At 49.8% G+C, this 12,990-nt stretch carries 11 protein-coding genes; 8 read left to right on the top strand and 3 right to left on the bottom strand.

The window, feature by feature from the left end; genetic code table 11:
* Nucleotides 1-98: 98 nt before the first annotated feature.
* The 3 genes from ADN01_RS16605 to ADN01_RS19430 form a co-directional block, all read right to left on the bottom strand.
* Entirely contained in the window at nucleotides 99-2,771 is a 2,673-nt protein-coding gene (locus tag ADN01_RS16605) for a LuxR C-terminal-related transcriptional regulator (RefSeq protein ID WP_062419156.1), read from the bottom strand.
* A 109-nt stretch (nucleotides 2,772-2,880) separates the two neighbouring features.
* Nucleotides 2,881-3,849, bottom strand: coding sequence for a tocopherol cyclase family protein (locus ADN01_RS16600; protein WP_062419155.1), 969 nt, complete (start codon nucleotides 3,847-3,849; stop codon nucleotides 2,881-2,883).
* 16 nt (nucleotides 3,850-3,865) lie between these two features.
* Nucleotides 3,866-4,444, bottom strand: coding sequence for a hypothetical protein (locus tag ADN01_RS19430; protein WP_113918884.1), 579 nt, complete (start codon nucleotides 4,442-4,444; stop codon nucleotides 3,866-3,868).
* Between the two features lie 217 nt (nucleotides 4,445-4,661).
* On the opposite strand from ADN01_RS19430, the gene nusG reads away from it, so the two are divergent.
* The 8 genes from nusG to ADN01_RS16555 all read left to right on the top strand — a co-directional run bounded on the left by nusG (nucleotide 4,662) and on the right by ADN01_RS16555 (nucleotide 12,980).
* Nucleotides 4,662-5,177: a transcription termination/antitermination protein NusG gene (gene nusG / locus ADN01_RS16590; protein WP_062419153.1), complete on the top strand. Its 516-nt coding sequence runs from the start codon at nucleotides 4,662-4,664 to the stop codon at nucleotides 5,175-5,177.
* Nucleotides 5,178-5,292: 115 nt separating this feature from the next.
* Nucleotides 5,293-6,168 carry an ABC transporter permease gene (locus ADN01_RS16585; protein ID WP_062419152.1) on the top strand — a complete coding sequence of 292 codons (876 nt, stop codon included), beginning with the start codon at nucleotides 5,293-5,295 and terminating at the stop codon, nucleotides 6,166-6,168.
* Between the two features lie 303 nt (nucleotides 6,169-6,471).
* Nucleotides 6,472-6,966 (top strand): GxxExxY protein, encoded by a 495-nt coding sequence (locus tag ADN01_RS16580; RefSeq protein WP_201778699.1) that lies wholly within the window; start codon nucleotides 6,472-6,474, stop codon nucleotides 6,964-6,966.
* An 82-nt stretch (nucleotides 6,967-7,048) separates the two neighbouring features.
* A complete protein-coding gene (locus tag ADN01_RS16575; protein ID WP_062419151.1) occupies nucleotides 7,049-8,329 on the top strand; it encodes an ABC transporter ATP-binding protein in 1,281 nt (426 codons plus the stop codon).
* Nucleotides 8,330-8,371: 42 nt separating this feature from the next.
* Nucleotides 8,372-9,343, top strand: coding sequence for an NAD-dependent epimerase/dehydratase family protein (locus ADN01_RS16570; RefSeq protein WP_062419150.1), 972 nt, complete (start codon nucleotides 8,372-8,374; stop codon nucleotides 9,341-9,343).
* Nucleotides 9,340-10,602: a glycosyltransferase family 4 protein gene (locus ADN01_RS16565; protein WP_075071297.1), complete on the top strand. Its 1,263-nt coding sequence runs from the start codon at nucleotides 9,340-9,342 to the stop codon at nucleotides 10,600-10,602. Before ADN01_RS16570 ends, ADN01_RS16565 begins: the two co-directional genes overlap by 4 nt.
* Nucleotides 10,603-10,614: 12 nt before the next feature.
* Nucleotides 10,615-11,721 (top strand): glycosyltransferase family 4 protein, encoded by a 1,107-nt coding sequence (locus ADN01_RS16560; protein ID WP_082142888.1) that lies wholly within the window; start codon nucleotides 10,615-10,617, stop codon nucleotides 11,719-11,721.
* Nucleotides 11,721-12,980: a glycosyltransferase gene (locus ADN01_RS16555; protein ID WP_075071295.1), complete on the top strand. Its 1,260-nt coding sequence runs from the start codon at nucleotides 11,721-11,723 to the stop codon at nucleotides 12,978-12,980. Before ADN01_RS16560 ends, ADN01_RS16555 begins: the two co-directional genes overlap by 1 nt.
* Nucleotides 12,981-12,990 lie beyond the last annotated feature (10 nt).

The raw sequence follows: 12,990 nt of genomic DNA, 5'->3' as shown, positions 1-12,990 counted from the left end.
ACCATATGTTGTGAGGCATGTGGTGATTGTTGAATCAAAAAAGCCCCGGCGGGCGGCAGAAGCCACCGGCCAGGGCTGCGGAAACGATGCTGAATCAGCTAGAACAGTTCAAGTTCCTCGGCGCGGCGCACTGCCGCGCGTCGGTTGGTGACCCCCAATTTGTTGAAAATGTTCTTTGTGTGGGTGCGCAGGGTGTTCAGCGACACCACCAGGTGTGCGGCCATCTCTGGGCCGCTCAGTTCGCTGCGGAGCAGCTTGAGCACTTCTAACTCCCGCTCACTCAAAGGCTCGGCGGTATTGTATTTTTGACGCGCGGCTGTTGATTTTGGCGCGGCCGCTGATGAGGCAAAGGCAACCAAAAGCCAATCCGCATAGCTTTTCAGCGGATAGTCTCGGCTGCGCGGCAGTTTTTCGATCAATGCGCGCAGGGCCTGGCCTTCATCTATAAAGATGCGCAAGTAGCTCTCTGGCTCCGCCAGGGTCAGGGCACGCTCCAGGGCGAGACTGGCTTGGGGAGGGCTGCCCTGCGCCTGGTACACGAGGGCTTGAGTCAGCAGAATCTCAATCAGGCTGCCTGTGCGTTTCTGCGTTTCAGCCAGGGCAAGCAGGCGTTCCAGCAATCCGCCGACCCCTTGCAGAGAGCCTTCTGCCAGGCGAACTCGCACCAGGGTGAGAACTTCATATTCACAGAGATAATTCACCGGATCTGTTACGGATAGGCCGCGTTCGCGCGCCCATGCCTGGGCCTGATCCACGCGCCCCTGTTTGAGATGGATGCGCGCTTTGCGAGACTCGATGGGCTGCAGGATGGGGATAGGATTTTTAATGTACCCCTGCCTGGCTTCGTCCAGCGCCTGGAGCGCGGCATCCCATTCCCCGGCGGATTCTTTGAGCCGAGCCCGAGCCAACCCCCAGCGGTACTGCCAGTCAATCAGGGTGGTGTGCGGCCCCAGCTCGGCGGCTTTTTGCAGGCGCAGATCCCTTTCGGCATCGTCGCCGCGTTCATGGGCAAGCATGGCCAGCCCCAGGTGATGATGGGCAGTCACCACTTCGGCCTCAGGCCCCAGCGCCGCAGCTTTTTGTAGGGTTTGCTGAAGCGCTTTTTCCGCTTCGCCCAGATGTCCCAAGATCCCCTGCATGTCTGCCACCACAAAAGCGCTGGCGATCACATACATTTGATTGCCCAGCTGCTGCATTTCATCCATCCAGGTCAACATGGCCTGCAGCGAGGCTTCTACCTCACCGACGGCCCACTGGGTGAAGCCCAAGGTGATGGCCGCCTGCGAACGGATCAACAGTTCACCTTTGGGAATGAGCTGAAGGGCCAATTTGGCATAGCGCACCGTTTCGGGCAGGTTGCCTTCGATCTGGGCGTTCCCCGCGCGGATCAGGGCGATGTTGGTGGGGATGGCCTGGAAATCTTGAGACTCTGCGGCTTCTGCCAGGGCGCGCTCGGCGTATTGCAGATGGGTTTCGCTGGGTTCCAACTCGCCGATGTCCGAATAGGCCCATCCAATATGGACGCACAACCAGGGATGGGAACGCACGGCCTCCGGGGGCAGCTTTTTCACCCAGCCCAACCAGGCGGTGGTCTGGAAATTACGTTCCATGCCCTGCCAAGCCGCTTCTGTCAGGTGGGCGGCGCGGACGAAATCACCCGCGGCCAGAGCATGCTGAAAGGCTTCGGCCAGATCATGGTTGGCTTCATACCAGACGCTGGCACGCAGATGATCCTCGGCAAGCTCTTGGGGCTGACCCAACCGTTGGCGCAGCAGGTCGCTAAAGAGGTGATGGTAGCGATACCAGCGCCGTTCCTGATCAAGGGAGACAATGAACAGGTTGGCGCGTTCGAGATACTCCAGCGTTTCCTGACCCAGGGCGGGGGAGGCGCCCAGCACCGCACCGCAGAGGGGGCCGCATAAACGATCCAGAATGGAAGTGCGCAGCAGGAAGGACTGAACCGCGGGAGGCTGACGGTTGAGCACCTCTTCCATGAGGTAATCCAGGACAAAGCGGTGGCTGCCGGTGAAGGATTTGATGAAACTGGCGGTGTCTGCCTGCCCCTGCATGGAGAGCGCGGCCATTTGCAGCCCGGCGATCCAGCCTTCGGTGCGGGTTTCCAGCGCGTTGATTTCCCGTTCAGAAAGGCTCAATTTCATGATGCGATTCAGAAATTCCGCAGTTTCGCTGGCAGAAAAGCGCAGATCGGCGGCGCGCAGCTCGATGCAGTGCCTTCTGGCGCGGAGACGGGCCAGGGGCAGGTTGGGATCTTCGCGAGTGGTGATAACCAGGTGCATTTGCGGCGGCTGATGGTCGATCAGGAAAGCCAGGGCCTGATCCACCGGCGGCGAATCGACCCAGTGGTAATCGTCCAGGACGATCAGGAAATCACCTTCGATCAGCGAGATTTCATTGATCAGCAGGGTCAGAATGTTTTCGATGGGCAGGGGCTGCGGGGATTGGAGCGCTGCCTGCAGGCTGCCGCCGATACCTGGGGTGACCTTCTGTAAGGCCTCGACGAGATAGGTGATGAACTGCGCCGGGTCCCCATCCCTTTCGTCCAATGACAGCCAGGCGATGGGAATTTTCACCGCAGCCAGCCATTCGCTGACCAGGGTGGATTTCCCGAAGCCGGCGGGGGCCGAGATGAGGGCTAATTTACAGCCGGGCGTCAGGACGGCCGTTAGGCGCTCGATCAGGCGCAGGCGTGCGACCATTCCCACGCGAGGTGGGGGGATATAGAGTTTTGTGGCCAAAATGGGCGCGGACATTCTGAGCTTGATTATACATCGCGCCGATTTGCAGCGGGATATGGAAAACCGAAGGAGAATTTATGGGTGGCTGGGCGCCGATGACAAGACGCGGTGTTGACCGTATCGCTCAGCCCCGCAGCAGGCGCGGCAGGTCGCCCATCACTTCCAGGCCGGTGTGGGCGCCGACTTCATCAAACAGCACCTGACCTTGCAGGGTTTCCAGGCGCACGTGGACGGTGGCGTTCAGGGTTTCCAGCACGCGCTGGCCCATATCCAGGCGGGTGGGTCCGCGCAGCAAGCCGCCCTGAACGCGGCAGGCTTTGAGGATCAGGCGGGATTGGCGGTTTCGCAGCACCCAATCCACATGCTCGTCGAAAATGGCCAGAGATTCGATGCGCGCGCCGCTGTAGGTGGCAAAACGGTGCAGTTGGCCGTCGAGCATCAGGCCGACGATGAACCCCCGGAAGGCTCTGCCCACCCAGGGGATAACGGCCACGGAGGCGGTGAGGCAGGCGGAGGGGTTGGCGAAATGGTTGCTCTGACACCAGATCCAGGCGGCGGGGAAGGACTGTCCCCAGTCCTTCTCGATGTAGCCGCGGCCGCCGCTGAAATCCATGACTTTGCCGTTGAGGGTCAGCGTGCCCTGCAGAGAATGGGAAAAGCTGAGCACCCCGTGATAACATTCCATGCGCGGCACCCAGGCATACCAGCCCATGATGCCGGGCGAAGACCAGGTCACCGGCCAAGGGTCGAGGGGGCCCAGGTGAACGTCACCGGTGAGCTGCCAGTGGGGATGATCCAGCGCGAGGTGCAGGTGGCGGTCGTCGAAGCGGTTTTCGCCGATCTCGATCGCGAAGCGCTGGTCGTCTGCTCGGAAATCCGCAGCGGGGAACTTGAGATAGCCGGCCGTATCCTGGGCGCTGTCCAGCACCTGCACAAAGGCATGCTCATCCCGCCCCAAAATCACCCCAGGGATGACGGCCACCTTATGGCGCTCATCTGCGCTGACCAGCTTGTAATACCAGCCTTCAAAAAAGGGCGGCTTTCGTTTGAAACCGTGATAGATGCCGGGGTTAAGGGTGGAATGAATGGACACGGCGACCTTTCTGGGGTTATCCCTGCGCAAGGATTTGGCGCAAGGCGGTTTCGGCCTCGGGGCTGTAGGGGCCGCGGGCGCGAAACAGCTCTTTGCCCTGGCGGTCCACCAGCAGGACGTAAATATGCTCCTCATCCGGCATGTTCAGCGCGGCGCGGAAATCGGCCTTATCCAGATAGAGGGTGATGGTGCGCTGGCGGGTTTTCGGGTTGGGAATGCCGGCGCGCATGCCTTCGTTGATGAACAGTTTGGAAAACGCATTGCGGTCTTCAATGGTGGGCAGCTCGTAGGCGGCCAGGCTGCTGTGCTGCTGCTCCAACTGGCTGGCCAGGCCTAACCAGGAATCCACTTCCCGCTGCTGCCACTGTTGGAAGGGGATGAACAGCAGGTTGAGCTCGCCCAGAAAATCCTGGGGGAGGGTTTTCTTTTCGCGGAGTAAATTGGAGCCGCTCACGGTGGGGAATGTCATGGGTGTGCCTGTCCGTTTCGCTTTTTTTGATGTGTTTATTTTATGGGATTCAGGACGGAATAGAAAGAGCGTGTCGAAGGTGGGGGAGGAGGGGAAGCTTGCACCGGGAAGGTTGCCTTTTAACAACTGTCACGATTAATTTCGGTCGAATATTACTTCTTTAAAATCATAACATGATAGTATAATAACGCTGATGAGGAGTCACCCTCTGGCGGTAACGGTAAGATGACATTCTGTGGGGGAAAAGACTGCTTGACTCGAATCGTGTAGAATCATCCTATAATTGTGCATAGCTGTTGGTTTTCGCTGTTGATTTTGAGTGACCCTCTGTGAGGAAGCCTCAATGGCCCTATCATGGTATGTGCTGCGCAGTAAACCGAATAAAGAAAGTTTCTTTTTCAGTCAACTGGCGGCTCACCAATTGGAAGCCTTTCTGCCGCGCATCCCGGTGCGCACGGTTAACCCCCGCGCGCGAAAGGTGAAGCCGTATTTTCCGGGTTACCTTTTTGTACATGTCGATCTGGACCAGGTCAGTTCCTCCACTTTCCATTGGATGCCGGGTTCGGCCGGGTTGGTGTGTTTTGGCGCTGAGCCGGCCAGCGTGCCGGAGGGGTTGATCGGCGCGATCCGCCAGCGGGTGTCTGCCATTCAGGATTCGGGCGGCGAGCAGCTGCACGAGCTGAAGGCTGGGGACCGGGTGTGCATTGATGGTGGGCCGTTTGCCGGCTATGAGGCCATTTTTGACGCCAGCCTCTCCGATAAGGAGCGGGTGCGCGTTTTGATCCAGTTTTTGCGCGGACGGCAAATCCCGGTGGAACTGCCCACCGGTTTTGTGCAGAAGAAAAAGCAAATTGCCTGAAGGCCCCGGCAAGGGCAGCAGGCGCGGCGCGGTTATCTACATTTCTACCCTGGCTGAGATCCGAAGCGGATGTCGGCGGGGCGGATGCATGGAAAAAGGCGAACGATCCTTCCGAATGACAGAAACGTTGATGCAAACCCCTCCTGAAGATGCTTCTTGGGATTTAATTATCGAACCGCAGCGCGGGCTGTTCGATTTGCGCTTGGGTGAATTGTGGAAATACCGCGATCTGGTGATGCTTTTTGTTCGGCGCGATTTTGTGGCTGTGTACAAGCAGACCATTCTTGGCCCGCTGTGGTATTTGATCCAGCCGCTGCTGACCACCATCACTTTCACGGTGATTTTCGGCAACATTGCCCAATTGCCCACCGACGGCCTGCCGCAGTTTCTCTTTTACATGTCCGGCACGGTGGTCTGGTCTTACTTTGCCGACTGCCTGAATAAAACCTCCAACACTTTTGTGCAGAACGCTAACCTGTTCGGCAAGGTGTATTTCCCGCGCCTGGCGGTGCCTGTCTCTATTCTGATTTCCAATTTGATCACTTTCGTCATCCAGTTTGGCATGTTCCTGATCTTTGCCCTGTTCTTCGCTGTGCAAGGGTCGCAGATTTCGCCAAACTGGCTGTGGGTGGCGTTTTCGCCGCTGCTGATTATGATGATGGCTGGATTGGGCCTGGGGTTTGGCGTGATCATTTCGTCGCTGACCACCAAATACCGCGACCTGCGCTTTCTGGTGCAGTTTGGGGTGCAGCTGCTGATGTACGCCACGCCGGTGATTTATCCGGTCTCTTCGATCCCCCAGGGCTGGCAGTGGGTGATTCAGATCAACCCTATGACGCCGATTGTGGAGACTTTCCGCTATGCGTTCCTGGGGGCGGGCACGGTGGATCTGTGGCATTTGCTGTATAGCTTTGGCTTTATGCTGGTGGTGGTGCTGCTGGGCGCGGTGATTTTTAACCGAGTCGAGGCCACGTTTATGGACACGGTGTAGGCCGGATATTTTCGCGGTGAGTAGTGAACTGCGAAGGTGCGAAGAGCGCAACGAAAGATCTGATAAAAAACCTTAGCGTTCTTGGCGTCTTGGCGGTAAAAAAAGCGTCTTTGTATTGGAGAACCGCTAAGGTGCAAAGGGCGCGAAGAAAGATGAAGTAGAAACCTTAGCGTTCTTGGCGTCTTGGCGGTAAAAAAAGCGTCTTTGTATTGGAGAACCGCGAAGGCGCAAAGGACGCAAAGAAAGATGAAGTAGAAACCTTAGCGTTCTTGGCGTCTTGGCGGTAAAAAGAGTGCCTTCGTATTGGAGAATCGCGAAGGCGCGAAGGGTCCAAAGAAAGATCGGGTAAAAAACCTTGGCGTCCTTGGCTTCTTGGCGGCGAAAAAGAAAAAGCTTGCGGCAGTGAATATGAAAACAAGAGAAGAAAAAGACGAAATTGGCAAGCAAATTGTGGATGCGGCGCTAAAAGTCCATCAGGCATTAGGCCCTGGCCTGCTTGAATCTGCCTACCAAATTTGTCTGGCTCACGAGCTGCGTAAACGCGGCCTGAAAGTAGAATGCGAAGTATCCTTGCCAGTGGCTTATGATGGAATTCTCATCGATGCAGGCTACCGGATCGACATGCTGGTCGAGGAATGTGTAATCGTTGAAAACAAAACATCCGCCGCTATTTTGCCCATCCATGAAGCTCAACTGCTGACCTACATGAAATTGCAGGCTTGCTCTCTAGGATTTCTGATCAATTGGAATGTGCTCTTAATCAAACAGGGCATCAAGCGAATGGTCCATCAGCATTAAACCATTCATTCCTGGCGTGCTTTGTTGCTTAGCGGTTCGAAAATGATTTTTCCAATGAAAGTTGTTGAGGTTTCTCTCACTTATGCCCCCTGTCATCTCCGTTGAACATTTATCCAAATCCTACCGCCTGGGCCAGATCGGCACGGGCACCTTTGCGCGCGACCTGTCGGTGTGGTGGGCCAGGGTACGCGGCAAGCCCAACCCGCTGCTGCGCATCGGCGAAACCGACCACGGCAACCGCATGGGTGAGGAAATGTGGGCGCTGCGGGACGTTTCCTTCACGGTGGATCAGGGTGAGGTATTGGGGGTCATTGGCCGCAACGGGGCGGGTAAGAGCACTTTGCTCAAAATTCTCTCGCGGGTGACGGCGCCCACCAGCGGCCAGGTGAAGGTGCGCGGGCGCATCGCCAGCCTGCTGGAGGTGGGCACCGGCTTTCACCCCGAGCTGACCGGCCGCGAGAACATTTACCTGAACGGGGCCATTTTGGGCATGACCCGCCAGGAGGTGCGCCGCAAATTTGATGAGATTGTGGCTTTTGCAGGGATCGAACAGTTCATAGGGACACCCGTCAAGCGTTATTCCACCGGTATGTTCGTAAGGCTTGCATTCGCAGTCGCCGCATTCCTAGAGTCTGAAATCCTACTGATTGATGAAGTATTGGCCGTGGGCGACGCCGAGTTCCAGAAAAAGTGCCTGGGCAAGATGGGCGACTTGGCATCCAAAGAGGGGAGAACAGTACTCTTCGTGAGCCACAATATGGGTGCGGTGAGAAATTTGTGCCCGAAATCCTTAATAATAAAAAGAGGAGTGATCCAATATACTGGTGATTCAACGGAGGTAATAAACAAATACCTCGAATCAACAAAAGAAGGTATTGGAAATAGCACCCCTGGCGAGATCGATTGTAGTGATTTGCCTCATTCTGGTAGTGGAGAAGCAAGAATAACCTGGGCGCGAATGATAAACTCTGAAAATAACCCATCTCTCAGTTTTGAAATGGATAAAGAAATCAAAATTGAATTTAGAGTTAGCAATCCTTTACGACTTAACTTAAACTATGCAATCGAAATATTAGATGAAAACGATTACCCCCTTTATCATTTTGAGAGTGAATATGAACCCCAAATTGAGATGGCAAATAAGATCTCGAACGAAAATCCGATTGTAACAGCGATAATTCCACCCCTCCATTTATTCCCAGATAATTATGTGATCAATCTTTGGGTAGGACTTCATCACACCAGGGTGGACAAAGTGGAGAGATGCTTCAATTTTAGAGTTCTAAAGCAAAAAGAATTGAACCGAGAATTATTAACCACAAGGGGTAGGTTTTTTGCTGAAAGTAAATGGATGATTAACTAATTAGTTATCAAAATCGCATATTTTTTCGTTGAGCGAGGTTTTATGAAAAGAGCATTAGTTAATGGCGCTGGAGGTTTCATCGGTGGTCATTTGGTTAAAAAGTTAAAAAAAGAGGGTTACTGGGTACGTGGAGTTGATATTAATCAGCACCAATTTTCTACCTCTGAAGCAGATGAATTTCTTCTTCTTGATCTTCGCGAAGAGGAGAACTGCAAAAAAGCATTATCTGTTGATCACGGTACCTTTGACGAAGTTTATCAATTGGCTGCAGATATGGGTGGATTGGGTTTTATTCACTCAGCCGAAACACAGATCATGCATAACAATATATTGATCAATACTCACATGACCCACAACGCCGCAACATTTGGTGTTCCCAGGTACTTCTTTTCCTCTTCGGTTTGTGTTTACAGGGATATGCAGCCGGGCGAGCCGGAAATGCACGAGTTTGAAGCGATTCCTGCCAAACCTAATAATGAATATGGATGGGAGAAACTATATTCTGAACTCATGGCAATAGCGTACAGTAAAAAAAGTGATATGAAGGTCAGGATCGCCAGGTTTCAAAATTGCTACGGCCCCGAAGGGGAATGGCATGGCGGAAGAGAAAAGGCTCCTGCTGCAATCTGCAGGAAGATTGCAGAAGCGAATGATGGTGGGGAAATTGAGGTGTGGGGTGATGGCTCAGCGATTCGCTCTTATACGTATGTCGCTGATATGATAGAGGGAATCTATTTGCTGATGCATTCTGACCTGGAAGGGCCGGTGAACATTGGCTGTCCACAATATGTTAGTGTTAATGAATTAGTTGAAACGGTTTGTGAAATTGCTGGAAAAAACGTGCATACGAAAAGTATTGATGGACCTGTCGGTGTGCATTCTCGAAATTTCAGCAATGCAAGGATCTATTCCATTGGCTGGAAAGCGAAATACTCTCTTAAAGATGGTATTGCTGAAACCTATCCCTGGATCAAAGCACAGGTAGAGAAAAATAGCGCGGCAGGGCGAAAATGAGGCTATTGGTAATAACTGCATCCTACCCTCCATATCAAGTGGGAGGGTATGAAATTCGGTGTAAAGATGTAGTTGATAGCCTTTCAAAACGAGGACATGAAATTTTAATACTTACTTCCCGAGTTTCAGAGAAGAGTTGTGAGACTCACGAAGAAGAGTTATTGATTGAAAGGAAATTGCACCTAAAATCTAAATCCCGGAATATCTTAAGTCAAATTTACAAGGATGCGAATGACCTGAAATTCATAGATCGAAAAGTAAAAGAGTATAAACCTGATATCATTTATTTATGGGGAATTCAACCCCTCTCAAATGCAATATTGCCCTATTTTTCACGTCAGAATATTCAAATTGTTTACGATGAGGGTGGCGGGGGACTTCTTTATTTAACTAAAATCCACAACAGAGGATTGTATTTCTATAAGAACGAGAAGGATTCCTTCATTAAGAATACGTTGAAAGAGTTTATTTACCTGCTTGTCAGCCTCGTTACTGCTAACCTAATCGTACCACATTGGACCTGGCCTCAAAGTATGCGGATTTATTTTAACTGTAATTCTGCATTGAAATATTCTCAAGAAGGCGGTGTTCCGGTTGAAAATGCAAGGGTTATTTATTCGGGTATTGATGTGCAAAAATTCCCTTTTCAATTGCGGGAGGGAGTGGGTTCACCTGTACACATTCTCCTTCCCGGTAGGATCAAGCCAATCAAAGGCACAAAAGATTCATTGGATTTGGTAAAAGAACTCTTGAAGAGGGGAATAAAGGTAAAGCTCAGGATTGTTGGCAAAATTCAATCAGAAGAATATTTTACTGAAATCAAAACCATGATCAAGAAAGATGGTCTTGATGATGTCATCGAATATTTGCCAATGGTACCTCAATTGCAGCTGGCAGAATTTTATCGTAATTCAGATATTTGTTTTTTTCCCAGTTACTTTCAGACAGGGTTTTCACGCATTTCGCTTGAAGCAATGGCAAGTGGATGTGCGCTCATAACCTATGGCAATGAAGGTTCGAAAGAGATTATTCACGATCATGAAACAGGTTTTGTGATTTCAGAGGGTAATTTCGTTGAAGCAGCAGATGTGATAGTGAATTTGATAACCGATGCAGAAAAATATAAAAAAATTGTGATGAGCGCACGACGTCAAATCGAGCAGGAGCATGAATTCGACCGGTATATAGATTCAATTGAGGAATATTTAGTCGAAAGCCTGCAAGCAGATAAAGTTTATGCACAGAAAGCCCATCATTAAATGCGAGGGTGAATGGTTAAAAAAATGTCTTTGAGAGAAAAAGGGGTAGCGTTTTTTCCAAACGTTGAAAAGTTATCGGGAAACCCTTATTGGCCGATGCTTGCAAGAGAGTTGGAGAAGACAGGCGTAATTTTCTGTTCCCATACTCCAGATTCATTTAACTTGAAATGGTTGATAGATAACCGCCATAATGTTAAGATACTCAATCTTCATTTTGTTCAACAATTTTATAAATCATCGACAAATATTAAGAAGTTGATCAAATTATTCTTATTTGCATGGTATATGATTGCTGCTCGTGTGTTAGGCTATCGCACAGTATTCACACTCCATAATCTTGAAGGAACTTATGTGGTTCAACCAGCCTGGATGGACTATTTGGGTCATTGGATTGCAGCGAATCTTTCAGACCGAGTCATTGTTTATTGCAATGAGGCTCGAAAATTATTGGCACAAAGGTACGGCCGGCGTAAAGGTATCTATTATGTTGATCATCCAAATTTAATCAATCATTATCCTAATAGAATTTCAAAAGAGGCAGCACGGAAAAGACTTCATCTTCCTGATACTTCTTTAACTTTTGCATTTTTTGGGGGAGTACGCCCAAACAAAGGGGTTGATATTTTGATTCAGGCTTTCCTCAAGCTTAAGAATGATAATTATCGTTTGGTAATAGCCGGAGATATATTTCCGCCTGAAGCGTATGCTCAATCGCTTCAAGATATGGCAGCAGGAGATGAACGGATTAAACTCTATTTAAAGCCAATTCCTGATGATGAAATTCAGGTTTATATCAATGCATCGGATATTATCGTTTTGCCTTTTGCAAAGATCTTAACTTCTGGAACTGCAAATCTTGCGATGTCTTTTGCCCGCCCGGTGATTGTTCCCAGAATGGGGTGCCTACCTGAATTAGTAACTCCTGACTTTGGATGGTTGTTTCAGCCAGATAATCCAGACTGCCTGGCTGAAGTTATGGAGAAAGCAGCGTCGCAGGATGTGGAGGGAGTAGGACAGCAAGCTTTTAATAAACTATCCCAATTCACTCCCGAACGATTTGCCCAACAAACTTTGATTGCATATTTTGAAAACAGTAATTGCCTGAAACAGGAAAATTGATGACTCGTCGGCCAAAACTTTTACTGCTTGCAGGATATTTTCCTCCTGTTCGTATCTCTTCCGGAAGCATCCGTCCCTGGAATCTGGCTCGTTGCCTGATTGATTTAGGTTGGGATGTAACCGTGGTAACGCCAAAAATCTCTATTTGGGATCTGAGCAACCTGGACAATGTTGAATGCATAAAAAATGATATCGAAAAGATGGGAATTAGGATGATCTATACAGATCATCTTCTTAAATGTTTGGCTCCGTGGAGGTACAAACTCCCTCAAGGTAAACTATTTTGGTTCTTTGGTGGAGTTTTAAGAGTCGTAACGCGATCATTGGGAATTCAAAACTGGATAGGGTGGGTGCCAAGTGCGTTGCATGCATGCCGGAAATTAAAACCTGCGGATGTGGATGTAATACTTGCGACGGGTGCACCATTTTGGGGCTTTGAAGTAGCATACCGATTATCCAAACGACTGAATAAGCCGTACATTATGGACTATCGAGATTTATGGACGAATAATCCCTGGAGCCCGATCAATAGAAAGTGGGTAATGAAACAAGAAAGAAAGTTACTGAAAAAAAGCGCAGCCGTTACAATTGTTTCCCCCATCTCTGGAACCGTTTTGGAAAATAAATATGGGATAACTGGAAAAGTTTTCACTATTACAAATGGATATGATATTAATGATATTCAAAATATTCAGGCTAAATCGTTTGATCACTTTTCTATCATTTTTTCAGGAAGTTTGATATCTGCAAAAATGACCCTTGCAACAATTTTTAGAGTCCTACGAACAATTAAACAAAAAGAAAGGACTCCCAAGTGGAAATTTCATTATTTTGGAGTAAATACCGATGTCGTTAAGAATGAGATCGCAGAATGGGGACTGCAAAAAGATTCTGTTATCCATGGAAATTGTCCAAGAAAAGAAGTATTGTCATACGCAAAGGGGGCTTCACTTAATGTAGTGCTTTCTTCTGATGCGGGTGTGCCAACTATTGAAGACAAAGGAGTAATACCAGGAAAAATCTTTGAATTGATTGGAATGGAAGCATCCATACTGTCCATCGTTCCAAAGGGAAGCGCAGTTGAATCCGTTTTAACTGAGGTTGGAGTGAAATCTTTTTCCCATGATGAAGTAGAAAAAATTGCTAATTTTATTGTCGAGTGTATGAATGGACATGAAATAAAGGTTATTAATAAAGAAAAATATTCATGGGAAACATTGTCGAAGAAATTTGATCAACTGTTAAGAAGTGTAATGTAAGAAAAATTAC

Source organism: Levilinea saccharolytica (assembly GCF_001306035.1).
Taxonomy (GTDB): domain Bacteria; phylum Chloroflexota; class Anaerolineae; order Anaerolineales; family Anaerolineaceae; genus Levilinea; species Levilinea saccharolytica.
The sequence above is the reverse complement of the archived record's forward strand: the minus strand, read 5'-3'. Positions and strand labels throughout refer to the sequence as shown.